This window comes from Mycolicibacterium brumae (genome assembly GCF_025215495.1).
GTDB lineage: Bacteria > Actinomycetota > Actinomycetes > Mycobacteriales > Mycobacteriaceae > Mycobacterium > Mycobacterium brumae.
This window is the reverse complement of the sequence record NZ_CP104302.1, coordinates 461627-487086: the sequence shown is the minus strand read 5'-3', so window position 1 is coordinate 487086 and position 25460 is coordinate 461627. Positions and strand designations below refer to the sequence as shown.

31 protein-coding genes, 4 tRNA genes and 1 pseudogene are annotated in these 25460 nt (G+C 67.9%); 18 read left to right on the top strand and 18 right to left on the bottom strand.

Translation table 11 applies throughout. The features are described 5' to 3' along the window. Window positions 1-130: 130 nt before the first annotated feature. Window positions 131-529: a hypothetical protein gene (locus L2Z93_RS02465; protein ID WP_090590174.1), complete on the bottom strand. Its 399-nt coding sequence runs from the start codon at window positions 527-529 to the stop codon at window positions 131-133. A gap of 155 nt (window positions 530-684) precedes the next feature. Here L2Z93_RS02465 and L2Z93_RS02460 point away from each other — a divergent pair, with 155 nt between their 5' ends. Continuing rightward, on the top strand, window positions 685-1119 hold the full coding sequence (locus L2Z93_RS02460; protein ID WP_090590178.1) for a type II toxin-antitoxin system RelE/ParE family toxin: 435 nt from the start codon (window positions 685-687) through the stop codon (window positions 1117-1119). Further along, a complete protein-coding gene (locus L2Z93_RS02455; RefSeq protein ID WP_090590181.1) occupies window positions 1116-1424 on the top strand; it encodes a type II toxin-antitoxin system RelB family anti-toxin in 309 nt (102 codons plus the stop codon). The genes L2Z93_RS02460 and L2Z93_RS02455 overlap by 4 nt, the downstream gene beginning before the upstream one ends. Before the next feature lie 56 nt (window positions 1425-1480). Here the strand turns inward: L2Z93_RS02455 and L2Z93_RS02450 are convergent, their stop codons facing one another. Beyond that, window positions 1481-1723 (bottom strand): hypothetical protein, encoded by a 243-nt coding sequence (locus L2Z93_RS02450; protein ID WP_090590185.1) that lies wholly within the window; start codon window positions 1721-1723, stop codon window positions 1481-1483. A 135-nt stretch (window positions 1724-1858) separates the two neighbouring features. Here L2Z93_RS02450 and L2Z93_RS02445 point away from each other — a divergent pair, with 135 nt between their 5' ends. From L2Z93_RS02445 to L2Z93_RS02430, 4 genes are all read left to right on the top strand, one after another. Next, complete coding sequence (locus L2Z93_RS02445; protein ID WP_090590189.1) at window positions 1859-2086, top strand: hypothetical protein; 228 nt, start codon at window positions 1859-1861, stop codon at window positions 2084-2086. 288 nt (window positions 2087-2374) lie between these two features. After that, the gene (locus tag L2Z93_RS02440) at window positions 2375-2626 is read left to right on the top strand and encodes a hypothetical protein (protein ID WP_090590192.1); all 252 of its coding nucleotides are present in this window, start codon (window positions 2375-2377) and stop codon (window positions 2624-2626) included. Next, window positions 2623-3948 (top strand): hypothetical protein, encoded by a 1326-nt coding sequence (locus L2Z93_RS02435; RefSeq protein WP_090590196.1) that lies wholly within the window; start codon window positions 2623-2625, stop codon window positions 3946-3948. The genes L2Z93_RS02440 and L2Z93_RS02435 overlap by 4 nt, the downstream gene beginning before the upstream one ends. 223 nt (window positions 3949-4171) lie before the next feature. Continuing rightward, window positions 4172-4885: a hypothetical protein gene (locus L2Z93_RS02430; protein ID WP_090590200.1), complete on the top strand. Its 714-nt coding sequence runs from the start codon at window positions 4172-4174 to the stop codon at window positions 4883-4885. A gap of 195 nt (window positions 4886-5080) precedes the next feature. Here L2Z93_RS02430 and L2Z93_RS02425 read toward each other — a convergent pair whose 3' ends face one another. The 6 genes from L2Z93_RS02425 to L2Z93_RS02400 form a co-directional block, all read right to left on the bottom strand. Continuing rightward, window positions 5081-6580, bottom strand: a complete 1500-nt coding sequence (locus tag L2Z93_RS02425; protein ID WP_090590203.1) for a serine/threonine-protein kinase — start codon at window positions 6578-6580, stop codon at window positions 5081-5083. Between the two features lie 42 nt (window positions 6581-6622). Then, window positions 6623-7183, bottom strand: coding sequence for a hypothetical protein (locus L2Z93_RS02420; protein ID WP_202971908.1), 561 nt, complete (start codon window positions 7181-7183; stop codon window positions 6623-6625). A gap of 117 nt (window positions 7184-7300) precedes the next feature. Continuing rightward, the gene (locus tag L2Z93_RS02415; protein ID WP_090590206.1) at window positions 7301-8416 is read right to left on the bottom strand and encodes a DUF7373 family lipoprotein; all 1116 of its coding nucleotides are present in this window, start codon (window positions 8414-8416) and stop codon (window positions 7301-7303) included. A gap of 95 nt (window positions 8417-8511) precedes the next feature. After that, the gene (locus tag L2Z93_RS02410) at window positions 8512-8844 is read right to left on the bottom strand and encodes a hypothetical protein (protein WP_234786178.1); all 333 of its coding nucleotides are present in this window, start codon (window positions 8842-8844) and stop codon (window positions 8512-8514) included. Between the two features lie 286 nt (window positions 8845-9130). Next, window positions 9131-9535 (bottom strand): hypothetical protein, encoded by a 405-nt coding sequence (locus L2Z93_RS02405; RefSeq protein WP_090590210.1) that lies wholly within the window; start codon window positions 9533-9535, stop codon window positions 9131-9133. Continuing rightward, window positions 9532-10071: a hypothetical protein gene (locus L2Z93_RS02400; protein WP_090590213.1), complete on the bottom strand. Its 540-nt coding sequence runs from the start codon at window positions 10069-10071 to the stop codon at window positions 9532-9534. The genes L2Z93_RS02405 and L2Z93_RS02400 overlap by 4 nt, the downstream gene beginning before the upstream one ends. Before the next feature lie 123 nt (window positions 10072-10194). Here L2Z93_RS02400 and L2Z93_RS02395 point away from each other — a divergent pair, with 123 nt between their 5' ends. The 6 genes from L2Z93_RS02395 (at window position 10195) to L2Z93_RS02370 (ending at window position 13000) form a co-directional block, all read left to right on the top strand. Next, window positions 10195-10833: a hypothetical protein gene (locus tag L2Z93_RS02395; RefSeq protein WP_090590216.1), complete on the top strand. Its 639-nt coding sequence runs from the start codon at window positions 10195-10197 to the stop codon at window positions 10831-10833. A 193-nt stretch (window positions 10834-11026) separates the two neighbouring features. Next, window positions 11027-11593, top strand: a complete 567-nt coding sequence (locus L2Z93_RS02390; protein WP_090590219.1) for a recombinase family protein — start codon at window positions 11027-11029, stop codon at window positions 11591-11593. After that, the gene (locus tag L2Z93_RS02385; protein ID WP_128111772.1) at window positions 11590-11931 is read left to right on the top strand and encodes a hypothetical protein; all 342 of its coding nucleotides are present in this window, start codon (window positions 11590-11592) and stop codon (window positions 11929-11931) included. Before L2Z93_RS02390 ends, L2Z93_RS02385 begins: the two co-directional genes overlap by 4 nt. A 25-nt stretch (window positions 11932-11956) precedes the next feature. Continuing rightward, the gene (locus tag L2Z93_RS02380; RefSeq protein WP_090590226.1) at window positions 11957-12292 is read left to right on the top strand and encodes a hypothetical protein; all 336 of its coding nucleotides are present in this window, start codon (window positions 11957-11959) and stop codon (window positions 12290-12292) included. Beyond that, complete coding sequence (locus L2Z93_RS02375; RefSeq protein WP_090590230.1) at window positions 12289-12615, top strand: VOC family protein; 327 nt, start codon at window positions 12289-12291, stop codon at window positions 12613-12615. The genes L2Z93_RS02380 and L2Z93_RS02375 overlap by 4 nt, the downstream gene beginning before the upstream one ends. Before the next feature lie 187 nt (window positions 12616-12802). Continuing rightward, window positions 12803-13000 (top strand): hypothetical protein, encoded by a 198-nt coding sequence (locus L2Z93_RS02370; RefSeq protein ID WP_128111773.1) that lies wholly within the window; start codon window positions 12803-12805, stop codon window positions 12998-13000. On the opposite strand, the gene L2Z93_RS02365 is transcribed toward L2Z93_RS02370, so the two are convergent. From L2Z93_RS02365 to L2Z93_RS02335, 7 genes and pseudogenes are all read right to left on the bottom strand, one after another. Further along, window positions 12997-13515, bottom strand: a complete 519-nt coding sequence (locus L2Z93_RS02365; RefSeq protein ID WP_128111774.1) for a hypothetical protein — start codon at window positions 13513-13515, stop codon at window positions 12997-12999. The genes L2Z93_RS02370 and L2Z93_RS02365 overlap by 4 nt on opposite strands. Window positions 13516-13562: 47 nt before the next feature. Further along, window positions 13563-13796, bottom strand: coding sequence for a hypothetical protein (locus L2Z93_RS02360; protein ID WP_090590241.1), 234 nt, complete (start codon window positions 13794-13796; stop codon window positions 13563-13565). 181 nt (window positions 13797-13977) lie between these two features. After that, window positions 13978-14054, bottom strand: a tRNA-Phe gene (locus L2Z93_RS02355). A gap of 44 nt (window positions 14055-14098) precedes the next feature. Further along, window positions 14099-14175 (bottom strand) — tRNA-Asp (locus L2Z93_RS02350). Window positions 14176-14214: 39 nt separating this feature from the next. Then, window positions 14215-14287 (bottom strand) — tRNA-Glu (locus tag L2Z93_RS02345). Between the two features lie 95 nt (window positions 14288-14382). Next, window positions 14383-14905, bottom strand: a pseudogene (locus tag L2Z93_RS02340) (type 1 glutamine amidotransferase domain-containing protein). Window positions 14906-14915: 10 nt separating this feature from the next. Beyond that, a tRNA-Lys gene (locus L2Z93_RS02335) sits at window positions 14916-14991 on the bottom strand. A 239-nt stretch (window positions 14992-15230) separates the two neighbouring features. Here L2Z93_RS02335 and L2Z93_RS02330 point away from each other — a divergent pair. Then, window positions 15231-16913, top strand: a complete 1683-nt coding sequence (locus tag L2Z93_RS02330) for a SulP family inorganic anion transporter (protein ID WP_234786179.1) — start codon at window positions 15231-15233, stop codon at window positions 16911-16913. Here L2Z93_RS02330 and L2Z93_RS02325 read toward each other — a convergent pair. Then, window positions 16892-17968, bottom strand: a complete 1077-nt coding sequence (locus tag L2Z93_RS02325; RefSeq protein ID WP_193438931.1) for a serine/threonine-protein kinase — start codon at window positions 17966-17968, stop codon at window positions 16892-16894. The two genes, L2Z93_RS02330 and L2Z93_RS02325, sit on opposite strands and share 22 nt — an antisense overlap. Before the next feature lie 18 nt (window positions 17969-17986). Further along, a complete protein-coding gene (locus L2Z93_RS02320; protein WP_370745800.1) occupies window positions 17987-18991 on the bottom strand; it encodes an oxygenase MpaB family protein in 1005 nt (334 codons plus the stop codon). 58 nt (window positions 18992-19049) lie between these two features. On the opposite strand from L2Z93_RS02320, the gene L2Z93_RS02315 reads away from it, so the two are divergent. From L2Z93_RS02315 to phoU, 5 genes are all read left to right on the top strand, one after another. Then, window positions 19050-19637 carry a TetR/AcrR family transcriptional regulator gene (locus tag L2Z93_RS02315; RefSeq protein ID WP_090590249.1) on the top strand — a complete coding sequence of 196 codons (588 nt, stop codon included), beginning with the start codon at window positions 19050-19052 and terminating at the stop codon, window positions 19635-19637. A gap of 77 nt (window positions 19638-19714) precedes the next feature. Next, window positions 19715-20707 (top strand): acyl-ACP desaturase, encoded by a 993-nt coding sequence (locus L2Z93_RS02310; protein WP_275984778.1) that lies wholly within the window; start codon window positions 19715-19717, stop codon window positions 20705-20707. A gap of 59 nt (window positions 20708-20766) precedes the next feature. Then, a complete protein-coding gene (gene dusB / locus L2Z93_RS02305) occupies window positions 20767-21885 on the top strand; it encodes a tRNA dihydrouridine synthase DusB (protein ID WP_090590255.1) in 1119 nt (372 codons plus the stop codon). A gap of 97 nt (window positions 21886-21982) precedes the next feature. Next, window positions 21983-24148: an LCP family glycopolymer transferase gene (locus tag L2Z93_RS02300; RefSeq protein ID WP_090590258.1), complete on the top strand. Its 2166-nt coding sequence runs from the start codon at window positions 21983-21985 to the stop codon at window positions 24146-24148. Window positions 24149-24217: 69 nt separating this feature from the next. Then, window positions 24218-24901, top strand: a complete 684-nt coding sequence (gene phoU / locus L2Z93_RS02295) for a phosphate signaling complex protein PhoU (protein WP_090590262.1) — start codon at window positions 24218-24220, stop codon at window positions 24899-24901. Here the strand turns inward: phoU and L2Z93_RS02290 are convergent. Beyond that, window positions 24898-25437: a helix-turn-helix domain-containing protein gene (locus L2Z93_RS02290; RefSeq protein ID WP_090590266.1), complete on the bottom strand. Its 540-nt coding sequence runs from the start codon at window positions 25435-25437 to the stop codon at window positions 24898-24900. The genes phoU and L2Z93_RS02290 overlap by 4 nt on opposite strands. Window positions 25438-25460 lie beyond the last annotated feature (23 nt).

Below are 25460 nucleotides of genomic sequence, written 5' to 3'. Positions count from 1 at the left end.
CTGACGAGAACGCGACCTTCATTCCCGCACCCGTCGGAGTCACGGTGACGAGCTGATCCCGTACGTGCTCGTGGACGGCGGTGTCGTGGTCTCGTCAAACCAGCGGGTCATACGCGGGGTGAAGTAGCGCTCACTCCCTCTCCGGCTTCACCGCAACGCGTATCCGCTCGAACTCGTCATCGCCCAAGTAGCCGTGGAAGCAAGCCCGCACCACCCGATCCCATGTCCCCGGCACCCGTCCTTCATCGGGGTACGGCGCCACCACACCCCAGGTGTACTCACGCTCGCTGAGTGCGGCCACCAGCTCATCCCGATCACCGCCGTCGAGCCACGCGCGGAGGATCAGTTCCTCGACCGCATCCCCGTCGTCCCACCGCGCCGCCATTCGCAACAACCGGGCCGCTTCGCGCTCGTCGATCCCGAACCGCGCGGATATCACCGCCGTGTCCGCCAACGCCGCAGCTTCCCGTATGCGCTCGAACCGCGCAAGCCGCCGCAGCGCTCGCTCACGGCGTTCGGCGTCGTTCATGTGGTCGACGGTAGGGCGTCGTGGCGACGCTGGGAGGCCCGCCGAGCGCCGCTTCTGGTACGGGAGCCCTACCGCGACCCGCCCCGCGCGTTCGCGGGAACGCTAATCCTGATGCGACCCTGGAGAACATCAGGTTTAAGTGATACTCTCGTGGTGTGCGGAAATGGACCGTGGTCACCACGCTCATCGACGCATGGATAGCAAGTCTCGACGACGACGAATACGACTCTTTCATAGCCGCGCTGGGTTATCTGAGGGACAACGGTCCCGCTGCTGGGCGCCCCTACGTGGACACTCTGACGTTGCCGAAGAACGCGCTGTACAAGAACATGAAGGAACTGCGACCGCCAGTTGTCAACGGGGCGCACATGCGGGTGTTGTTCGCCTTCGACCTGCAATCGAAGGCGATCATGCTCGTAGCCGGAGACAAGGCGGGCAACTGGGACGGGTGGTACACCGACAACATCCCCACCGCCCAGAGGCTGTTCGGCGAGCACCAGGACGCGATCCGACAGGAGATCGCCGAACTCGAACAACGGAACAAGACCACCAAACCAGGAAAACCGCGAAGGAAGGGGAAGAAGAAATGACCACTCTCGAAGATTTGCTTGAGCGTCGTCCGGGCAACCCCGAACGGCAGGCGGAACTGCGTGCCGAGATGGAGCGCGTGGTCGCCGAGTACCGCTTGCAGGAGCTTCGCAAGGAGGCGGGCTTCACTCAGCAGGCTCTGGCGGCGTTCATCGGCGTGAGGCAGAACCGCATCTCGCAGATCGAGCACGGCCAGATCGGTTGCAGCCGCGTCGACACGCTGCGGAAGTACATCGAGGCCACTGGCGGTGAACTCGAACTCACGGTGAAGCGGCCCGACGGCAGCCGAGTGCTGCTGAGCACCTAAGCCCCACGGCGTCACGGGAGCCGCCACGTGGAGTGTCGCGTGGCGGCTTCGTCGTCTCAGTTCTCTGGCACCGCTGGATAGTCCGTCCACCCGAGCGCTTCCCGCAGGAGCGTGCCGACACCCACCCAGTCGACCTCGTCGGCGGTGACGGGTTCGTCCCGCCCGAGCGCGCCGATCACCGCGAGCGCCTGCATGGGCAGCTTCCCCGTCTCCACCGAAGTCAGCACCGCGATCGCATCGGGCCGCGCCTGCAATTCTCGAACCATCGGCTCCAACCAGGCCCGCGTCGCGTCGTTCACACCCGAACCCTAACCGCGAGAGCTCGATCCCGTCACAGCACTGTCGCGGCTCCCCACACCCGATCACCGCGCCCATACGGTCGATGAACGGGGGCGGTCTACGTCCCCGCGCACACCTACCGAGGGGACACATTCATGGCCGAGAACGCGACCTTCATTCCCGCGCCGAGCGGGCTCTGCTTGACGAACTCGTACATCACAAGAGAAGCGCAGACGACCGACACCTACGCCGTTGTCGCGTTCCGAGTGCGGGGGGACGAGCTGGTCCCGTACGTCATACCCAAAGAAGGCGTCACCGCCGTGGCAGCGGATAGCGCCTTTCCGACCGCGAACCCGAAGGCCATCTCCTACGTCTGGCGATGACCGCGAAGTAGCCACTGCGGACAACCTCGCCGCGCACCACTCCACCCTCTCCACCCACCTTCGACGAGCCACGGGACACGGTGCTCCTTTCGCGTGGTCGTCCTGACACCGGCGGCGCGGTGCGAGCTTTGAGCACCGTGTCTCGCGCCGGAGGCCGTGGGGATTGGTGCGATGCCCCGTTCTCTCCGTCGGCCACACTGGTCTCATGCGGATTCCGCACGCGGGGGTCGTCACCGGGGGTAGGGCCGATTTCGGGGGTCTCCCCAACATCGGAGCTAGAGTCGCCCCATGACCGCCGCGACCTGCACATACGCCGACGAGGAAGTCGCCGCCGCGCTCGACCGACTGAGGGACGTGACGAGCCGTTTGCACAATTCTCAAGACACAACGCGTTCACTGGCTGTGGAGCGCCGCAGCATCATCGCCGCGCTCCGCAGCCGCCGGGTGCCGTTGCGCGTGCTCGGCGACGCGATGGGGATGCAGCCGGAGAACGTGTGGGCGCTGACCCCGGCGGCGAACCGACTGGAGGTGTCGAAGTGACCGTTGTCCCGTACGCCACCCAAGCGCAAGGCTGGGGCACCTTCGCCGACGAGCTGCTCACGTTGGCTACCGACATCGACCCCGGCGTCCTCCTGGTCGGCCAGAGCGGCGGCAAAATCTCGGAGGCGATCGACGACCTCTACACGCTGCGTTGCAGCGTGGAGTCGTTGGCCGACAGCGCCAGCGAAATGAGCGCGGTGTGCGCCAAGCAGGACGGCTACGACGTCGACTTGGCGAACTGCCCAGCCACGCGCGAGCGGGTGGAAGCCGCCGCGCGGTTCGCCAAGGACATGCGCGTGATGCTCCGGCGCGGCCAGGTCGAGCCAGAGCAGGTCGTCAAGGCCGACGAGGTTGCCGACGAGCTTGCGCAGCAGCGCAAGGCAGCCGTGGAGAAGCACGCGGGCGAAACGGCGGGGACAAAGTTCCCCGAGGTACCGACGTGCGAAATGCCGGACGCGCATTACCCAGGTGGCGATCCGGGTAAGAAGGACGGCGATCCAGGGACGAAGGGCGGGGACGACGAGTTCGGCGATTGGGGTACCCCTGGCGGGAAGGACGGCGAGAAGAAGCCCGAGGGAAATCCTGAGCCAGGCGACGATGTGACTCCGCTCCCCGAGATCGTCTCGCCCGAGCCGAGCGGGCCGTCGCAGACGCCCGCCCCACGTGTGTTTTCGCCTGACGGTTCGGTCGAGCTCCGTCCCGAGCGGGTGCCGCCCGAGACGACCCTTTCGCGGGGCGATTCCACCCTCGTCGCGCCCAGCTCGTCGATGCTCGGCCAGCAGGCACCCACCGTGCCGAGCACCGCGCCGTGGCAACCGCCGCAGTACACGGGGATCAACCCGATACAGAACCGCATGTTGGGGAACGTGAACCCCAGCGCCAGCCCGCAGCGGAAGGATAGGCAGCAGCCTGATTACCGTCCCGTGCCGATCGAAGTCTTGGCCGCGGTCCCCGTGGCGCACCACGTCGCGTCCCCGACTCCGAGCGCGCCGACCCCGAACACGACCACTCCGTCGTTGGGAACGCCTGGAACGCACACTTCCGCCGCGAGCACCCCTGCCTCGACCACGCCAGGCGGGCAGACTCCCAGCGGTGTCGGTCCGACCGTCAGCGGGGCGCCCACCATCGGGCCGGGGGCGCGTACCTCGCTCCAGGGCGGCGGCATGAGGGAGAAGCCCAGCATCCCCGAGAACTTGAAAGCCGTCTTGGATGCCGACGTTGTGCGCGACCTGGAGGCGAGCTTCGACGCATTGTTCCCCGAGCCCGACAAGCCTGACGCCCCGAGCGGCACACCGCCGCTCGAACCGGCGAGGAGCGCATGATGAACGGTCTACGGCCCCTCGCAGCCGTGCTCGCCACCGGATTGTTCGTGTCTGGCTGCACGAACGCCATCGCCGGTGAAGCCACGGCGCCTCCTGGCGTGCCGTCCAGCGCCCCCACCCGGGTCCACGTCAATTTCGGCCCGCAGGTCGATCCACCGTGGACGCCTCCCGCACGCGTCCGTGAGCTGCCCGAAATCGTGCCCCCAGTGAATGGAGCCAGCCGATGATCCGCTGTCTACGGCCCCTAGCCGCGGGACTGGCCGTCGCCGGACTGGTCCTGACGGGCTGTTCGACGACCACTGGCGGCGAGCCGACCGCGCCGTCGGACGCGTCGCGCACCGCAGCCACCACGTCCAGCGCTGCGGCGACCACGACCACGACCGTTGCCGCCCCGCCGACGCAACCCGCCTCCGAAATCCCCTCGCAGTACACAGTTTTGGCAAAGCGCGCCAACGAAATCATCAGCGACAACTCGTCGTTCTGGGGCGCAATGGGGGCGCTCATCCCGCGCTCCGGCTTCATCGTCGCCGACACGATGGATGGCCCGTGCGGGAAGGAAACCAGCAGCCCCGCGTGGATCTGCGACGACGCGGGCGTTATGACTATCTCTGGTCCCGGGATGAGCCAGGTGCAGAGCGTCGTCGGCGACCTCGGCATGGCCGTCGTGATCGGACACGAAGCTGGGCACCTTGCTTTACCGAAGCTCGACCCCTCCGTGGACACTGGCGGGGACTTGGAGGAGCGCCGCGCCGACTGCGCAGCGGGTGCCTACATGAAGAGGATCGCGAACGGCCAGAGCTTCGTGTTCACCAACCCCTCGAAGGCCGACCTGGACACCGCGCGTACGCAGATGATGAACACACCCGCGCGACAGGCCGCGTACGACTTCGGCTGGAACGCGGGTATGGCTACGGACTGCGTGACCTACCAGCCGTGACGCGGTAGCCCCGCACCACTCTCCACCCTCCGGCACGAGCCCCGGTGCTCAACTGCTCGCCGCGACGACACCCATGCCAGCACGCCAGCGTCAGCGGGTGCTGGCAAGCTGGCAGCCGCCGATGCCTGGTCGCCGTGCCCCTCGCCGGACGGAGTGGGGAGTGGGCTGGAGGACTGACCAGGTGTTCTGTACAGGCTAGGTGCGGTTCAGCGTCGCCTGGCCCCCGCCGTCGTTGCCGAATCCGTAGCCGATCTCATTGGGGCGCAGCATGAGAGTGAGCGTGGACGGGGTGACGCACTTGCCCCTGGTGTTGACGGTGATGTTCTCCTGGAGCGTCAGCACGTTGCCGGACAGCGCGGCGTGGTCGAGTCGCCCGCTGCAGCTCAGCTCTGGGTAGACGATGGTGCCGACCACCGTGCGCCCATCGTGCTCAAGTTGGAGCTGCACGGTGTAGACGGGTGTTTGGGAGGCTGGTTGGGACACAGTGCCGTTCCAGCCCCCGAGCCACTGTTCGACCGCCGCGCGGTTGATCTCCGCGCCCGTCGGGTCGGTCGGCGTCGTGGTCGTCGGGGGTGTGGTGGTGGTGGTCGACGCAGCGGCCGACGTCGTGACTGGGGCCACGGGTGTGGACCTGCTGTCACCCCGACTCGTGACCAGCCACACGACTGCTGCCACAACCAACAGCAGCGTCATCGCGTAGGCGGCCACGGCGAGCGGGCTCTTCGGGCTGATGACCGCGCGGGCGGGATCGGATTCCCTGGACTCCGACGAGGGCCACGGCCAGGGTTGCCCCGCCGAACCGTGACCCACGGCGAACGGCACCGAGGCTGCCTTGGGAAGTTCCTCCGATGCTGTGCCCCGCAGCGCTCCGACGAAGTCCTCGCAAGTCTGGTAACGCTGCGCAGGGTCCTTCGCCAGCACGCGGGCGAACACGGAGTCCAGATGCTTCGGCAGCGCGCGATTGCGTTCGGTGATCGACGGTATCGGCTGGGCGATGTGGGCCATCATCAGGGCGGGGATCGTCGTCGCGGCGTAGGGCGGAGTCCCCGTCAGCAACTCGAACGCCGAACACCCCAGGGAGTAGACGTCGGCGCGGTTGTCCAGCTCCCGCCCCTCGATCGCCTCCGGGGCGATATAGGACATGGTGCCGATGGTGACCCCAGTGCTGGTCAGCGAGGTCGATTCCCCCGCCGCCTTTGCGATCCCGAAGTCCGCGAGCTTCACGGTCTTCAGCCGCCTGTTGCGGTCGAACTCCACCAGAATGTTCGCGGGCTTCACGTCGCGGTGGGTGATCCCGTACTCGCCGTAGGCGTAGTCCAGAGCGGCACCGGCGCCGCCGATGATCGCAACCGCGAGTTCTAGCGGCAGCGGCCCTTGACTCGTCAGCAACCGTGCGGCGTCGAGACCGTCGACGTACTCCATCGTCAGCCACAAGCGACCCTCGTGCACCCCGCGGTCGTGGATGGTGATGACGTTCGGATGTCGCAGCGGGGCGAGCAGATCCGCCTCCCGCTGGAATCGGCGGCTGAACTGGGCGTTCCTGCTGACCGTGGCGTCGAGCAGTTTCAGGGCGTCCAGGCGCGGCAGCCGAGGGTGCTGAACCAGGTAGACCTCGCCCATCCCGCCCGCGCCGATCCGATTCTGAATCTGGTAGTCCCCGACCCGGCTACCAACCCCCAAGGTCTCCCCGTCCATCACCGGAGTCTCCCACGACGAAGCGTTGGGGGGGCAGAAGGCTCAGTACCTCGGCGCGTAGTGCTGAACGGGACCGGCGGTGTACCGCTGGTTGTAGTTGTTGGCCGCGACGCCCGCCCACACGACCCCGGCCATCCAGGAGAAGAACATCAGAATCCACCCGAGACCTGCGGAGAGGAACCCAAGAACGAAGCAGAACAGGTTCACCCCGAAGATCGTCGCCGCGCCGGGGATGGTCGAATACAGCATCCCGATCGGGCCGAGGAAGAATGCCAGCACAGCCGCCAGCACGGGGCTCTTGAGCGGACGCCCAGGGCCTCCCGCCACCACGATGTTCACGTTGTTGTGCTGCGCGACCCCTGGCGCGGGGGCCTGGTAGCCGTACTGCGGCTGCTGGTGCTGCGGCTGGCCGTACTGCTGTTGCGGATACTGGTGCTGCGGCTGTTGCATCGGCTGCTGGCCGTACTGTGGCGCGGGATAGCTTGGCGGGGCCTCGTGATGCTGCTCAGCGGGCTGGTTCGGTTGCTCGAACGGGACGTGAACCGGCGGGCTGCTGTGCCCCTGTGCCTGGTGGTCTCCGTCGCCGCTGATCGGTGTGCCCATGCCGCTTCCCCTCATTCCTACAAGACTGCGAGTCTCTGTCAGATTTGACGCTATCGCATGTGTGTCACGTCCTATGACACGGATTTCGCCGCGGTTGGGGCACTTGACCCAAGTACGTCATTTGGACACCAGCATGACGTATTGCGCGGCCATCACCTGGTGCACCTGGTCTTCCTGCGCGCCCGAATAGGCGAAGACGACATCCCCCGCCGCGGCGGTGCAGGAGTAATCCCTCAAAGTCGAGGTGCCGAACACTCTGCAATGCGACCCAGGCATCCCCGGCACACCGTCGCTCGGCTCGTACTTGCGGTACGGGTTCTCCACGGCGGCGAGTGCTGCGGCCATCGTGGTCGCGGCGTCCGCGTCGCGGACCTTGTACGTGACGGTCTCGCCGAGCGTCACAATTGTCACCCCCGCCGCCTCGAATATCGGCTCCAGTGGGGCGGGATACTGGAACTGTGCGAGTCCGCCGCGCGGGCCGTAGCTGCCCTTTTCCACCGTGCGGCCATAGTCCTCGGGCGGTTCCATCGTGCGGGCAACCATGCCGGTGGGGTCCAGCGGCAGTGAAGCCAGCGCGTCGATGGCTGTCGGGACGAAGCTGTCGACCAGGGGGATCTGCTCGTCAAGGGTCTTTGCGACCAGCTCGGCGGCGTCCACGCCGTCACGCGTGGACCACGCATGCTGGGTCAGCACGTACGGGCCGCGGGCGGTGAACGCGAGCACATGCACTGCCCTGGGGTCGGTGGTGAAAGTGACCGCCACTGTGCCAGGGTGGCGCGGCACGGTAATGGGCTGCGTGGCGCTCGGCTTGCCGGTGAGGTCCATCGGCAGGCTGACCGTCGCGGCGCGGGTCGCCATATTCGCAACTGCGGCGGTGGCCTGCGCGTCGTCGGGGAAGCGCAGCCATCCGTTGCTCAGAGACAGGTCGGCGATACGCGGGTCCGCTCCCGCGATTCCAGTGACCTGGATTCCGACCACGAACCCGTGGTCGCCCACGGCTTCGGAGATCGGCGAGGCCATGCCCATTTTGGTGGCGCGCGCGTTCTTGTAGAGGCCGGTGTCCCAGTTCGTGGTCAGGGTCGGTTCGATTTGGAACGGCAGCACCAGCGCGTCGAACATCCGGTGCGCTTCCATCTGCCCGCCGCGTTCGCCCGCCGCGCCCAACTGCGTTCGCGGCGCGGTGGGGTATCCGCCTGGGTTGAGCAAGGCGGGCACTGCGGCGTCAGCGGACACGCTCGGGTCACGCTGGGCTTCACCTGGCATCGTGGTCGAACATCCAGCGAGAAGCGCCGTCGCACACGTCAATGCCGACAGCCAGCCTGGTGCGCTCACGAGTTCAGGAAAATCTGCACTCCAGTGCTGAAGGTCGTGCACTCGATCGTCTGCTGGTACAGCCGCGAGCAGGCGACCTGGTAACTCTTGCCCGTGACGGGGCTCGTGGCGGTGACCGACGTGTTCTGCCCAGTGAACCCGGCGGGGAACTTCCGCGCCACGATCAACGCGAACTCGCACGAGGTGGTGTCGGACTCCGCCGACACCGAATACCCGTTGGCACTTCCGCACTGCACGACCGACGCCTGGGCTATGCCCGCGCCGCCGATGGACAGCGTTGCCCCCGCTGCTGCGGCGGCCAAGATCGCGGCTCCGGTTCGTTTCCCCATGACGTTCCCCTTCGGATGGTGGTGCGGTGTGAGCCCACCATAAGCCGCGGAGCACGTGCCCCGACGCGGAAGTTTTGGAGATCGGCCCAGCGGTACGGTGGCCTTCGCACCATGAGCCCTGGTGCTCACTTCCACCCCATGCCAGCAAGCCAGCAATCTCCTCTGCTGGCAACATGACGATTCAACATGTGGGTGTGACGGCGCGGGACATGATCCGCGCAGGTCAGCCCTAGAAATGAGCGCCAGGGCTCAGGGGTGGTGATGGAGAGTGGCGCGATACCTACACCTACGCTGGCCCGACCTCCCACCCCGTCGTCGGCTCATGCGTCGGCAGCGACCGCAGGCCGAGCCGCCACGGGATCGGGGTGATGCGCAGCGTCCCGTCGGGGCAGCGCACTTCGGCGACAGGGCGTTGCAGCAGTTGGCGATCCACCAGCGTGCAGATCGTGATGGTGTAGTTCAGGCCGCGCGGGAACACCAACCGCTCCACACCGAGATCCGTTGCCAATTCCTCTATGCCGCAGCCGAGTTCGACCGCCGCGCCAGGTTCCGCGGCGTCGAGATAGTCGCCCACAACGGTGATCGGATCGCCGTCGGTCGGTGTCCACACGGCGCGGACGTTGACCGCGTGGAAGCCGGGCCAACGCGGCGTGGGGTTGACCAGCGGGCGGGTGTCGTAGGCAGGGATCATCGCTGCTTCACCACGGTGTACCCCTGCTCATGCTCACCAGCACACGACGGGCACAACGTCCTGTACCAGCCGTGCTCGCTTCGGTGCATAACTCCAGCGTTGCCACAGGACTCGCACGTCGCCAGCGACTTCGCCTCGGCGGCGCGGATCAGCTCGCGCGCCTCGGTGGCATCACTGCTGTGGTACACCCGCAATTCCCCGAACTTCTCCTTGATCTGGCGGTATTGGATCGAGGGATCGACGGCGACCAGCGCGGCGTGCAGCTCCAGGACGATGCCGACCCAGCCCTTCGGCACGAACACATCGCCGCCGCGTTGGCGCACCTCCGCGAGCGGGTCGACGGCCTCCAACTCATCGGCAGCGGCGTTCACCACGGCGGCGCCCTTCTCGTCACCGTCGCGCCAGAGCATCCCAGCCAAGGTGCGCGCCTGCACCAGCGTGAACCGATTGCCGTCGGTGTACCCGAGATAGCGCTGGATTCCCCGCACGCACACGTGCCCTTCGGACACCCAGGCGCGCACCTTTTCGTCGGTCATGCGGTCGACGCTACGGCGTCGCCACGACGTCGCGGAGCCCCGAATCATCACGTCCCACAAGGCCGCGCGGGACGTGATTTCTCGGCGTCGACGGGTGTCGGAGTGACGCCCTACGGTCGACCCATGAGCAGCGAAAACACCACTACCGACGAGCCCGAAACCATCACCGAGTTGACCTCCGGCATGGGCGGGCGCTGGCTCGTCACGACGCGCGGGAGCCAGCACATCTGGGACTTGGATCGGATGACTTACACCCGTCTCCCCGGCGCGGGACGTGGCCAGTTCATCGGCGACGGCCAGCCGCAGCGCATCTGGAACATCGGGGCCTGGCCGAAGGTCGGGTCGTCGTTCTACCTGGAGTGGGACTGGACGTACACGCAGGTGCAGACTCGGCTCTCGTCCACGGTGCAGAGGATCGAGCGGCTGGCCGACGACGAGCCGGAGATCGAGGACGAGGACTACGACCCCGACGATTTCGCCGACGACGTGGGGTGGATTTGGTGCGAGGTGACGCTGACCTATCCGAGCGGCGAGACCCGAACCGCCACAGGGAATTACCTGCACCCTGGCGAGCCGTTCCCACTTCTCCAATGCGGGATTTTCAATCTGTGCGAAGACCTCGGCCTGCCCGAGCCGAACGACGCGAAGTGCCTCGCCGTGTCCAACGTGGTTGACCCACAGCTCGCCAGGCGACCCTGGGCGACGTTGGAGTGCCCGCAGTTCAAGGCCAGGCTCGACCTCGTGGCGCCGCCGAGGGACTGACGCACCACTCCACCCTCTGTCCAGCACGGGCCACGGTGCCAACTCTAAACAGACGTCACCGCAACAGAACTCGCGTTCCGTATGACGAAATCGCATGTGACACTGGAGAAGGGGCACCGAGAGGCGTCACAGTGACACGTCGAGTGTCAGACCGCCGCGATACCGTCGGCCCACACCACCGAGGGGAGAGACCATGAGCACCGCCGCCTACCTGCGCGTGAGCACCAGCGGCCAGACCGTCGATCAGCAGCGCGACGCCATCACCGCCGCAGGCATCGACCCAGATCGCGTGTTCACCGACACCGCCTCGGGCCGCGCCGGAGCCGACCGCCCCGGGTGGCGCGACTGCCTCGGCTGGCTGCGCGAGGGCGACGTCGTGGTGGTCGTCGCCATCGACCGTCTCGGGCGTTCCGTGCGCGAGGTCGCGCAGACGATGCACGAACTGGAGCAGCGCGGGATCGCGTTGCGGTCTCTCCGTGAGTCCGTGGACACGAGCACGCCGACTGGCCGCGCGGTGGTGAACATCATGGCGACGGTCGCCGAGCTGGAACTCGAACTCGGCAAGGAGAGGCGCGCGGCCAGCAGAGCGGCCCGACGCGAGCGGGGCCTGCACGCGACGTGCCCGCCGAAGCTGTCCGGCGACCAGCGGGATCGACTCGTGCGGCTGTACCGCAGCGGTGAGCCCGTGGGCGAGCTGGCCGCGATGTTCGGCGTCTCGCGGCGCACGGTCTTTCGGTACGTGAAGGAGAGCGCAGCGTGACCGCCTACGACCTGACGCCCTACGTCGCAACGGCGCCACCACCGCCTCCACCGCCGCGCCCCCTCTGGTGCGAGGTGACCCTGACGCTGCGGGGCACCGGCGAGGTGCGAACCGAAGGGGGGACTTTCCTCGACGCACCGCGCGAGGGCGACGCTGGGCCGCGATTGTCGCTCGGCCTGCTGCTGGCCGTGGCCGCGTATCTGCGCGTGGACGAGCCGGACGGTCGTCACGCGGCGCAGATCATCCACGAGATCGAGCGCCAGCTCGCGCGGCGCCCCTGGGCCGTGCTCGCGTGCCCCGAAGGCGAGCTCCGCGTGACGCTGGTGCCAGCCCAGTGACCGGCACCGACATGAAGGACAAGCCGTGATCCCCATCCGCGATGTCTCCGTCGCCCCCGACGGCGACGGGTTCACCGTGCAGATCGGAGACGAACCCCCGCTCTGGCTAGGTCGCATCGAACTGATTTTGCTGCGGGTGCAGAGCGACAAACTGCTCGCCTCCGACCAGGTGTTGCACGAATATCTGGTGACATCGGAGCGCATCGTCAAGGGCATCCTGGCCGACGATCCGAAGACCGCGCAGGAGTGCTCGCTCACCGAAGCCGACATGCTCACGCTGCGGGATATGCGGCACAGGATCTCGTACCTCACGCGGTGGAAGGCTGGCGATCCGCTGCTTGGATCGCCGTCGCAGCGATGAACTCCGAACCCGAACTGCTCGCGGTGACGATCTTCTGCGCCAACGTCTCTCGCAGCATCACCTTCTACGAAGCGCTCGGCGTGCAATTCGACGACGATCTCCACGGGGGTGTCGGCCCCGTCGTGATCGGCCTTCACCCCGCATCGGAGCGGTGGCCGACGACGCGGACGGCTATCAGCCTCACCGTGCCCGACCTCGGCCTGGTGACCGCCGCGCTTGATGCGCTCGGCGTCCCGTGGGAATCCGTCGAGGGACTCAGCGGCAAGGTGATCCGCACAAGCGATCCCGTCGGGAGCCGCGTGCTCCTCGCGCAGCGGGTGTAGCCACGTACCTCTCTCCACGGCCTCCGGCGCGAGACACGGTACAGAGCGGAAGGGTCGCCGGTTCTCGCATCGAGGCCGACGTTGGCCGCGCACCGCGAGGGGTGTATCGGGCCTCGGGGAGAGCGGGTGGCTCGTGGGGAGAGATACGAGGGCTCTCATCGCACCGCAGATCGGGAAGGATGGGGGCATGGACGCTCGCCGTACCGCAGCCGAGGTGATTGGCGCCGATCAGATTGTCGTGTCAGTCGGGTTGACCAAGCTCGTGCTGACCGCCGTGGAACTCCAAGGACTCAGAGTCGAATTGGACGCCGCCGCAGGGGAACTCGGCCTGCCCAGCACGGCAGGCGCGTTGGAGGTCAAGGCCGCGCTCCAGTGCGACGGCTAGCAGCGCTCGACGAGAACCGCACCGAGCCTGTTGCCATATCGCTCGCGGTATTCGTCGGCGAACATGATCGTCGCATCGTCCGTCGTCCCGCAGATGCACGCGATGACGAACGGCACGGCGTTCGGATCGTCGGGCGCGGGAAGGCGAACCAGCACCTTTCGGGCAATGCCGATCAACTCCTCGTCCCCGCTCCACCAACCACCAGCCGGGCCTGGCGTGAGACCGCCGTGTACCCACGCCAGCGTGTCCCCGGCGCACTCTCCGGCGAACAGCGTGAGACAGCCGTGGCGCTCGGGCAGCGGTGAAACCCAAGGGCGGCGGTGCATCAGCGGAGAGTCCACCACCGCGTGGTCGCAGAGGTCGAGTTGATCGTCGCCGAGCACCATCGTCTGGTCGAGTTCGGCGTCGATGGGATCGAACCAACCCGTCCCCGGCGTCCACCCAGCGGCATCTTCCGCGTCCATGTAGTACGGCCCGACATCGGGCTGAGCCGCCCACCAAGCGTCGTCGTCCACGAGGTCGACGGTATGGCGTCCGCACGACACGGCCTGGCGGCGATCCGTCATTTCCCGTCGGCCAGCAGCGCGGTGACGGACTCGCTGACGCTCCCGTCCTCGCCGACCGCCGCCGCGATGGCCGCAGCGGTTCCGCGCAGCCCAGTGTCCTCGCCCCGGAGGATGTCGGCATGACGGGTCAACGCCCAGTCGCCGCGCCAGGAGCCGTACGACCAGGTGGCCTCGCGGCCATCGCTCGTGCGGCCCGTGAGGATGCAGGGGTCGAAGTCGGCGTCGGGCATAGGTCGACGGTAGGGCGTCGCGGCATCGCCGCGTGTCACGTCCTTCGGGACACCGCTCCCCTGACCCGCCGCCGTGTCATCTCGTGTCACCTGTACGGGCACCTGTGTCACTCTGTGTCACTTTTGCCCTGGGGAGCACTCCACCAGAACGAGAAAAACCCCAGCTGAGCTGGGGTTTCGCTGGTGGCCAGGGCCGGGATCGAACCGGCGACCTTCCGCTTTTCAGGCGGACGCTCGTACCAACTGAGCTACCTGGCCGGAAGGCACACCTGGTTGCTCACCACGGTGCCCCACCAAAAAGGTGGCGACCCTGACGGGACTCGAACCCGCGACCTCCGCCGTGACAGGGCGGCGCGCTAACCAACTGCGCCACAGGGCCTTGCTTGTACTGCCGTGCTCCAACTTTTACGTTGGCGCGTACCCCCAACGGGATTCGAACCCGTGCTACCGCCGTGAAAGGGCGGCGTCCTAGGCCACTAGACGATGGGGGCCCAATCCGAATCTCTCCGGGGTACTCACAACGCTTCACGCTGGGAGCTTCGATAGCTTAGGGCACGCCCGGCCGAATCCCCAAACCGGTTCCCGATCAGCCCTCCAAAACCGAGACGACGCGCTGCGCGGTCTCTTTCGCTGAGCCGGGATTCTGGCCGGTGACCAGGCGTCCGTCCCCCACCGTGTAGGAAGTGAACGGGAGCTTTCCCTTCTCGTAGCACGCGCCGCGGCTCTTTCATCCCGGGTCAACCGCTGCAGGCCCTCGCTGTCGGGGAAGTCGAACATCACCGCGTGGCCGCCGGTGAAGTAGATCGCGTCATAGTCGGCCGCGTTGACCTGATCGGGCGCCGCGGTGTTCGCCAGCAGCGCCATCTTCTGATCATCGGCTTTCCACGCCTGGCGGTCTTGTCGAAGTTCGGGAACTTCAGCGAGCGGGGTTCCAGCGGGGACAGTCCGCCCTGCGGGCTGATGATGGTCTGTTCGTAGCCGGCCTCGTCGAACACGTGCCAGGCGTGTGTCAACTCCGAGAGCCACAGACCGGTCGGCTCGGAGAGATCCGCGTAGTGCGAGACGTTGCTGACAACGTTCAAGATGCGTTTGGCCCTGCGGGCCAGCATCGCCGAAATCTGGTGCCCCCACCAGGGCTCGAACCTGGGACCTGCGGATTAAAAGTCCGTAGCTCTACCAACTGAGCTATAGGGGCCAACGCGGACACAATACCGACCCCGCACCGGGCTCGACGCACCCGGGACCTGCGGATTAAAAGTCCGTCAGTTCGTCGTCCGTCCTGCGTGCGCTCAGGTCGCGGATTTCGCCGGATGCGCGATCTGGTCGCACACAGAATGAGCGAAACCTGTCAGATCGCACTCAGGACGAGAGCCGACGCCGGAACCGCCCCGCAAAGCAAGCAAAACCTGAACCTCAGGCGAACAATGGGTGAACATGGCCTCCATGCTCGACGACTGGGTCCCCGGCTGGCGGCAGCTGCGGCGCTACCAGCGCGACTGGCTGCGCGGCGACGTGGTCGCGGGCCTGACCGTCGCCGCGTACCTGATTCCGCAGGTGATGGCGTATGCCACCGTGGCGGGGCTGCCGCCGGTGGCCGGGCTGTGGGCGGCGCTGGGCCCGATGGCGGTGTACGCGTTCCTCGGCTCGTCCCGGCAGCTATCGGTCGGCCCGGAGTCGACCACCGCCCTGATGACCGCCACCGCGCTGGCGCCGCTGGCCATCACCGACCCGGCCCGCTACGCGGCGATGGCCGCCCTCGCCGCCATCCTCGTCGGGGTGATCTGCCTGATCGCCGGATTGGCCCGGCTCGGGTTCCTGGCTGATCTGCTGTCCCGCCCGGTCCTCGTCGGCTACATGACCGGCGTCGCGCTGATCATGATCGCCGACCAACTCGGCCGCACCACCGGCGTTCCGGTCCACGGACGGGAGTTCGCCGACCAGATCGGCTCTTTCGCCGGCCAGATCGGCGACTACCACCTGCCGACCGTGCTGCTGTCGGCGGCCGTGCTGACCTCGCTGTTCGTCATGCGCTGGCTCTCGCCGAAGTTCCCCGGCGCGCTGTTCGCGGTGGCCGGCGCCGCACTGGCGGTATGGCTGTTCACCCTCACCGAGCGCGGCATCAAGATCGTCGGGGACATCCCGGCCGACCTGCCCGCGCCGATGCTGCCGGCGGTGTCGCTGGCCGATGTCGGCGTGCTGCTGCTGCCGTCGCTGGGCATCGCCGTCGTCGCGTTCTCCGACAACACCCTGACCGCGCGCACCTTCGCCGCCCGCCGCCGGGAGAACATCGACGCCAACGCCGAGCTCCGCGCCCTCGGGGTGAGCAATCTGGTCACCGGCGCCACCCAGGGCTTCCCGGTCAGCTCCAGCGGGAGCCGCACCGCCCTCGGCGACACCGTCGGCAGCCGCACACAGCTGTACTCGCTGGTCATGCTCGCCGCGGTGGTGGCGGTGATGCTGGCCGGCCGCGACCTGCTGGAGACCATCCCGATGCCGGCGCTGGGCGCCCTGGTCGTCTACGCCGCGCTGAACCTGATCGACGTCGCCGAGTTCCGCCGGATCGCTCGCTACCGGTTCTCCGAGCTGGCCATCGCGGTGTCCACCACGGTCGCGGTGCTGGTGTTCGGGGTGCTCAACGGCGTGCTGGTGGCGATCGCGCTGTCCATCCTGGACCTGCTGCGCCGGGTCGCCCGCCCGCACGACGCCATCCAGGGCATCGTTGACGGCCTGCCCGGCATGCACGACGTCGATGACTACGCCGACGCCCGCCCGGTTCCCGGCCTGGTGGTCTACCGCTACGACGCCCCGCTGTTCTTCGCCAACGCCGAGAACTTTCGGGAGCGCGCGCTGGCGGCCGTCGACGACAGCGAGACCGAAACCCGGTGGTTCGTGCTCAACGCCGAGGCCAACGTCGACCCGGACCTGACCGCCGCCGACGCGCTGGAACAACTGCACGACGAACTCACCGGCCGGGGCATCGTGTTCGCGATGGCGCGGGTCAAACAGGACCTGCTCGACGACCTGAAAGCCTCCGGCTTCCTGACCCGGCTCGGTCCGCAGAACATCTACCCCACGCTGCCGACCGCGGTGGCCGCCTATCGCGCGCGCGGCGGCTGATCGAAGAAGCTCGTCGCCGCCGCCGGCGCCACCGGGGCGCCTTCGGTGTGCGTGGACGCGCCCAGGAAGAACGCGACCGCGCCCACCACCAGCGCCACCAGCACCGCGACCAGCAGCACCCAGTGCCAGACCCGGCGTCGCACCAGCACCGGCTGGGGCACCATGATCACCGGCGGGCTCGTCGAGACCGGCGCCGGCGGAGGTGGGGGCGGCGCGACGATGGGGATCGGCCCGGTCACCGGCTCGCCACTGAAATCCATCAATTCGCCGAGCATGGCCTCGGCGCTGGGGAATCGGGCGGATTCCTCGCGGGTCATCGCCCGGTCGATGATCGCCGACAACTGCGGGTCGACGTCGGGCCGCAGGCTGGCCACCGACGGCGGCGGCTCCTGGGTGATCGACCGGGCCAGCGCCACCAGATTCTCCTGGGGGAAGGCCCGGCGACCGGTGAGCGCCTCCCAGCCGCACAGCCCGACGGCGTACAGGTCGTCGGACACCGTGGCTGCCCGGCCGGTGAGGCGCTCCGGGCTCATGTAGGCCATGGTGCCCATGATCTGGCCGGTCTCGGTTCGGTAGGTGTCCAGGCCCTTGGCCAGCCCGAAGTCGGCGACCTGAGCCCGGCCGGTCTCGGTGAACAGGATGTTCGCCGGTTTGATGTCGCGGTGCAGGATGCCGGCGGCGTGCGCGGCGGACAGCGCCGAGAGCACCTCGGTGAGCATCTTGCGGACATACGGCGGGGGCACCGGGCCCTGCGAGATCAGGTCGGCGAGGCTGCGCCCCGGCAGCCGCGGCATCACGATGTAGGGGGCGCCCCGATGCTGGCCGCGGTCGAAGACGCCCACGATGTGCGGATGGTTCAGCCCGGCGGCCGCTTCGGCCTCGGCCCAGAACCGGCGCAGGTAGTCCGGGTGGGTGTCGTAGCCGGGATAGAGCAGCTTGACCGCGACCATCTGGCCGCTGGCGGTGTCCCAGGCCTCACGCACCTCGGCCATGCCGCCGCGGCCGAGCACGCCACGCATTTCGTAGCGACCGCCGAGGAGTTCGGGGGCCGTCATGGCTATACCGTAGCCGGATCACACGTCAGGGCAGTAGTGCATACCTCGCCCGCGCGCCTCGACCGGCGGCAGATTGCGGGCCGGGGTCTCCGGCGGCGGGGTGTCGGCGGGGATCCGCCCGGTCGCGCGGTCCCAGCCGGCCTGGGCCCGCGGGTGCCGTCGCCAGCGCGCCGGGATCGGCAGGAACGCGATGCGCGCCACGTCGGCGACCCGCCGGTGCCACCATTCGTCGCGCTCGGACCAGGTGTAGCCCATCAGCTTGCGGACCGGCGGGTCATACAGGCCGACGGTGTACCAGACGAACGCCTTCGCGATGACCTTGCGCTGCAGCGCCCACATCCACTCCGGCATCCACTCCACGAACGGCGGTTTGGGCAGTTCGGTCAGGTCCAGTACGTCGCGGGCGGCCTGGTTGTTCTCCAGCACCTCGCTGCACATGTGGTCCCAGTAGATCTGGAAGTCCTCCCAGCTCTTGGGCACCGGGCGCATGCTCATGCCGTACAGCGCGTACCACTGCACGTGCTCGTCGAACATCTGCCGCTTCTGCGCCTCGGTCAGCCCGCCGCAGTACCGCTCGGCGATGATCATGGTGGACACGAAGAAGGTGGCGTGCGCCCAATAGAAGACGTCGGGGTTCAGCGCGTGATAGCGCCGGCCCTGGTCGTCGACGCCCTTGATGTCGACGTGGTAGTCACGCACCTCGGCGGCAGTGCGGGGCGCCCGATCGCCGTCGAACACCACCCCGGAGATCGGGTAGATGGAGCGCAGCAGCCGCGGCCAGCGCTCGGTGAAGAAGATGGAGTGTTCGCTGACCGCCGCGCCGAGCTGCGGATGCATGTTCTGCATCGAGCCGGCCCACGGTCCCTGCAGCATTCCGCGCCAGTCGCCGAAGTACTTCCAGGTCAGCGAGTCCGGTCCTAGCGGAACCGCTCGGTAGCCGGCGCCCATCGGGCAGCCGCCGGCGATGGGCGGCGCGGCGGATTCACTGGTCGAGGCCATCGCCTCGGACGTATCTTGGGTCACCTGACAACTTCCTGACGAAGAATGACTACAAGCGTTGTCAGTCGAGTTTAGGAGCAATGTGGTCGACGGTCAACGCCGAGGTCGCTGGGCGGGCGTGTCCATCAAGGAGCGCCAGGCCCGACGTCGTGGCGAACTGGTCTCCGCGGGCATCGAACTGCTCGGCGCTCCGCACGGGCCCGCGCTGACGGTGCGCGCGGTGTGCCGGCACGCGGGGCTGACCGAGCGCTACTTCTACGAAAGCTTCTCCGACCGAGACGATTTCGTCCGTGAGATCTACAACGAGGTCGGCGGCGGCGCGATGGCCGCGCTAGCCTCGGCGCGCACCCCGCGCGACGCGGTGGAACAGTTCGTCGCGCTGATGGTCGACGCGCCGGCCCGCGGTCGGGTGTTGCTGCTGGCGCCGAGTTCGGAGCCGGCGCTGGCCCGTTCCGGGGCGGCCTGGATGCCGAACTTCATCGAGATGCTCGCCCAGCGGCTGGCCTCGTTGAACGATCCGGTGGCCCAGCGGCTGGCGGCCACCAGCTTGGTGGGCGGGCTGACCGCCCTGTTCACCGAGTACTTGGACGGCCGACTGCCCGCCGAGCGCGGGCAATTCATCGACTATTGCGTCGAATTCGTGACCAGGCACGCACCCCGCGAAACTTGATGCTACCGACGTACACAGATATATTGAGTGCAACCATCAGGAACAGATAACCGGGAGGCGCTGTGTCGGAAGAAAACTTGACCGACCTTCAGCTGCTGCACGAGCTCTCGCCCGTCGTAGAGGCCAACATCAACCGTCACATGAAGATGGCCAAGGAGTGGAACCCGCACGACTACATCCCGTGGTCGGACGGCAAGAACTTCTACGCCCTCGGCGGCCAGGACTGGGACCCGGAGCAGTCCAAGCTGTCCGAGGTCGCGCAGACCGCGATGGTGCAGAACCTGCTCACCGAGGACAATCTGCCCTCGTATCACCGCGAAATCGCGATGAACTTCACCATGGACGACCCGTGGGGTTTCTGGGTTGACCGCTGGACCGCCGAGGAGAATCGGCACGGCATCACCCTGCGCGACTACCTGGTGGTGACCCGCGCGGTCGACCCGGTCGAGCTGGAGCAGACCCGCATGGTGCAGATGACCCGCGGCTTCTCCCCCGGCCAAAACGGCCAGGGCGACCTGTTTGCCGAGAGCCTGTTCGACTCGGTGATGTACGTGTCGTTCCAGGAGCTGGCCACCCGCGTGAGCCACCGCAACACCGCCAAGGCCTGCGCCTGCCCGGTCGCCGACGCGCTGCTGGCCAAGGTCTCCAACGACGAGAACCTGCACATGGTGTTCTACCGGGACACCAGCGCCGCTGGCCTCGACATTGCCCCCAACCAGGCGATGAAGTCGCTGCACCGGGTGCTCAGCAACTTCCGGATGCCCGGCTACACGGTGCCGGAGTTCCGCCGCAAGGCTGTCATCATCGCCGTCGGCGGCGTCTACGACCCGCGGATCCACCTGGACGAAGTGGTGATGCCGGTGCTGAAGAAGTGGCGCATCTTCGAGCGCGAGGACTTCACCGGTGAGGCCGCCGAACTGCGCGACGACCTGGCGCGGATCGTCGGGGAACTCGAGGAGACCTGCGTCAAGTTCGAGGTCGCCAAGGAGCGTCGCCTCGAGCGCGAGCGCCAGGTCGCCGAGAAGAAGGCGCTCAAGAACCTCAACCTGGTGTCGGCCTCGTCGAAGTGACCGCACCGCCTCAACAGGCGCCCAACTCGTCGGCCCGGCCCGCATTGCGGATCGGGCCGATGAGTTTGGCCAGCCCGGTGGTCCTCGCGCCGATGGCCGGGGTGACCAACGTGGCGTTCCGCACCCTGTGCCGCGAGCTGGAACTGGCCCGCGAAGGCACCGTCAGCGGCCTGTACGTGTGCGAGATGGTGACCGCGCGCGCCCTGGTGGAACGCCACCCGGTCACCATGCACATGACGACGTTCGGCCCGGACGAGTCCCCGCGCTCGCTGCAGCTCTACACCGTCGACCCGGACACCACCTATGACGCGGCCCGGATGATCGCCACCGAAGGCCTCGCCGACCACATCGACATGAACTTCGGCTGCCCGGTGCCCAAGGTCACCCGCCGCGGTGGCGGCGCCGCGCTGCCCTACAAGCGCCGGCTGTTCGGCCGGATCGTGGCAGCTGCCGTGCGCGCCTGCGAGGGAACCGACATTCCGGTGACGGTGAAGTTCCGGATCGGCATCGACGACGAGCACCGCACCCACCTGGACGCCGGGCGGATCGCCGAGTCCGAGGGCGCGGCGGCCGTCGCGCTGCACGCGCGCACCGCCGCCCAGCGCTACTCGGGCGCGGCCGATTGGGACCAGATCGCCGCCCTCAAACAGCACGTCCGCACCATCCCGGTGCTGGGCAACGGCGATATCTTCGACGCCGACGACGCGCTGGAGATGATGCGCCGGACCGGCTGCGACGGCGTGGTCATCGGCCGCGGCTGCCTGGGCCGGCCCTGGCTGTTCGCCGAACTGTCCGCGGTGTTCAACGGCCGGCCGGTGGCCACCCCGCCGAACCTGGGTGAGGTAGCCGACATCATCCGCCGGCACGGCGCCCTGCTCACCGAACATTTCGGCGAGGACAAGGGCATGCGCGATATCCGCAAGCACGTCGCCTGGTACCTGCACGGCTTCCCGGCCGGCGCCGAACTGCGCCGGGCGCTCGCCCTGGTCAAGACCCTCGATGAGCTGGACGCACTGGTCGGAGCACTCGACCCGGATGTGCCGTTCGGTCCGCAGGCGGCCGGGCCGCGCGGCCGACAGGGCTCGTCGGCCTCGGTGTCACTGCCCGACGGCTGGTTGGCCGACCCGGACGATCCGCGCGTCCCGGTGGGCGCGGACGTCATGCATTCGGGCGGCTGAGATCATCCGGGATGGTGCTGTGACCGTTCCGGAATTCGTTTGCGCAGCGGTTCTCTTCTAGCATGGATAACCGTACCTATGACGGTGAGGACCTGCGATGACCGACGGCGACAGCGCCAAACCCGGTCGTCGTCGTGTCCCCGAATCCGACACCGAGGTCACCGGTAGCCATCACACCGGCATCAATGTCGCTGATCTGATCGCCCGGGTGACCGGGGCGCCGGCGAACCTGCCGACGTCCGAGCCGGAATCCGACGTCGAGCCGGACCCGGAATCCGCGGCAGAGCCAGAGTCGGCAGCTGACCCGGAAGCCGCGGCGGCGCCCGAGCCTGAGTCCGATCCGGCCACCGAGGTCCTGCGCACCGCCTCGGAGATCCCCGACCTGACCGCGATCGCACAGCGCGCCGACCAGGCCGAGTTGGCCGAGCAGGCGCGATGGTCGGAATGGCAGCAGTACAGCCCCGCGGCCCTGCCACCGGCAGACCCGGCGCCGGAACTCTTCGGCGACCCCGCCTTCACCGCACCGCCGCCGAGCCTGCCGGCGTCGAACCTGCCGCCTGCAAACCTGCCGCCTGCAAACCTGCCGCCCAACCTGCCGGCGCCAACCAGCCCGCCGGCCCGGCCGCTGCCCGTCGTCAAGACCCACCGCCGCCGCCCGATCCTGCTGGCCGGGCGTTCGCTGGCCGCGTTGTTCGCGGTGCTGGCCCTGGTCCTGACCGGCGCCGCCTGGCAGTGGACGGCCACCAAGAACCACCGGCTGAACAAGGTCGCCGCGCTGGACCCGGACTCCCGCGACATCGTCGACCCCAATGCCCAGTTCGGCGACGAGAACTTCCTGATCGTCGGTGTGGACAGCCGCTACGGCGAGAACTCCGGGATGGGCGCCGGTGACACCGCCGACGCCGGCGGCGCCCGCTCCGACAGCGTCATCCTGGTCAATATCCCGGCCGACCGGAAACGCGTCGTCGCGGTGTCCTTCCCCCGCGACCTGGCCATCACCCCCGTCGAGTGTCAGGCTTGGGATCCGGCCACCCGCGAATACGGCCCGGTCTACGACGAGGAGACCGGCACCTACAGCCCGAACTATCGCTACACGGAAACGAAACTGAACTCGGCCTACGCCTTCGGCGGGCCGAAATGCCTGGTCAAGGTGGTTCAGAAGATTTCCGGCCTGAAGGTCAACCGGTTCATCGCGATCGACTTCGCCGGGTTCTCCAAGATGGTCGACGCCGTCGGCGGCGTCGACGTCTGCACTCCCACGCCGCTGGTGGACTACGAACTGGGCACCGTGCTCGAGCACGCCGGGCATCAGCGCATCGACGGGCACACCGCGCTGAACTACGTGCGCGCCCGCCAGGTCACCACCGAGGTCAACGGTGACTACGGCCGGATCAAACGCCAGCAGTTGTTCCTGTCGTCGCTGCTGCGTTCGATGATTTCCTCGGAGACGTTCTTCTCCATCAACAAGCTCAACAACGTTGTCAACACCTTCATCGACGACTCCTACGTCGACAACGTCGACACCAAGGACCTGGTGGACCTGGGCCAGTCGGTGCAAGGCATCGCCGCCGGCCGGATCACCTTCATCACTTTGCCGACCACCGGCATCACCGATGAGGACGGCAACGAGGAGCCCTACGTCGGCGCCATCGACGCGCTGTTCCAGGCGGTCCGCGACGACCAGCCGCTGCCCGGCGAGAACGACACCAACGAGACCACCACCCCCATCACCAGCAGCAGCACCAGCAGCGAAGCCGCCAGCAGCACCGAGCCGACCTCCACGACGACGACCACCCCGGAGGAGCGCGACACCTCCACGAGCGCGTCGTCGGAGTCCACCGAGGTGGTCAACGCGACGACCACCAACACCCACGAGGTCAGCGTGCACGTGGCCAACTCCACCCAGACCGCAGGTCTGGGCTCACGCGCCACCGCGGACTTCGCGGCGCACGGGTTCAGCGTCGACGATCCGGACGACTACTCGAAGAACCTGCACACCACCACGGTGCAGTACTCACCGGGCAACGAGGCCGCGGCCGTCACCGTCGCCGCAGCCCTGGGCAACCCGAAGCTGGAGCGCACGCCGGGCCTGGGAGATCAGATCCAGGTGGTGCTCGGCGAGGATTTCGTCAGCGTCGGCGACCCACTGGCGCCCGGTTCTCCGGTTGAGGTGCAGGTTTCCCACAAGACCCCGGTGACCACCACCGCGGAGCTGCCGGCCGGCCTGGAACTGACCAACGCGGCCGACGTCAGCTGCGAATAAGGGGTCCATTCACCGCGCGTTCACCTGTCGTGTCGCACACTGTTGTTTTGGCAGCCGTAGGCTCTAGGCATGCGCACTGCCTACCACGAACAACTCGACGCCCTGGCGAGCCTGCTCGGCGAAATGTGTGGCCTGTCCGGGCGGGCGATGGAGCGCGCCACCCAGGCCCTGCTGCAAGCCGACCTGGTGCTCGCCGAACAGGTCATCACCGACCACGAGCAGATTCGCGCGATGAGCGCCCGCGCCGAGGAATCCGCCTTCGTGCTGCTGGCCCTGCAGGCGCCGGTCGCCGGTGACCTGCGGTCCATCGTCGGCGCCATCCAGATCGTCGCCGACATCGACCGGATGGGCGCGCTGGCGCTGCACGTGGCCAAGATCGCCCGCCGCCGCCACCCGCAGCACGCGCTGCCCGAGGAGGTCAACGGCTACTTCGCCGAGATGGGCCGGCTGGCGGTCGATCTGGGCAACAGCGCCCAGGACGTGCTGATCACCCGGAACCCGCAGCGGGCCGCGGAGATCCAGGAAGAAGACGATGCGATGGACGATCTGCATCGCCACCTGTTCTCGGTGCTGATGGACCGCGAGTGGAAGCACGGCGTGGCCGCCGCCGTCGACATCACCCTGCTCGGCCGGTTCTACGAGCGGTTCGCCGACCACGCCGTCGAGGTGGCCCGCCGCGTGATCTTCCAGGCCACCGGCGAGTACCCCACCGACGACGCGCTGGTCGTCAACAACAACGGCGCCGCGAACTAACTGCCGCAGCCACGGCCGCCGGGCATGGTCGTCACGACCAGCACCGACGCCGGCGTTTCCGACGTGGAGCGCAGTCGATGGGGATTGCTCGCCGCGAAGTACGCGCAATCCCCTGTCGCCAGCTCGACCTCGTCGTCGTTGACGGTCAGCATCGCCGAGCCGGCCAGCACGTAGACGAATTCCTCGCCCGGGTGGTGCACCAGGGCCTGGGCGTCGGCGGCCGGATGCACGACGAACGGGTGCATCTGCTTGCCCGAGCGGATCGCCGCGATCGGGTCGTACACCGGCAGCGCGTCGGGTTCCGCGCGCAACCGCCCCGAGGACCGCTCCACCACCACCTCGGACCCCGACGACGCGGAGTCGCCGAACACCTCCGCGACGTCGACGCCGAGCACGTCGGCGATCCGCAGCGCGATGGCGATCGACGGCGAGCTCAGGCCCCGCTCGACCTTCGACAGGTAACTCTTGGTCACGCCCACCTGATCGGCCAGTTCGGCCAGGGTGAGTCCCGCGTTGAGCCGGTGAATTCGAACCATTTCGCTCGAGTGTACACACCGGC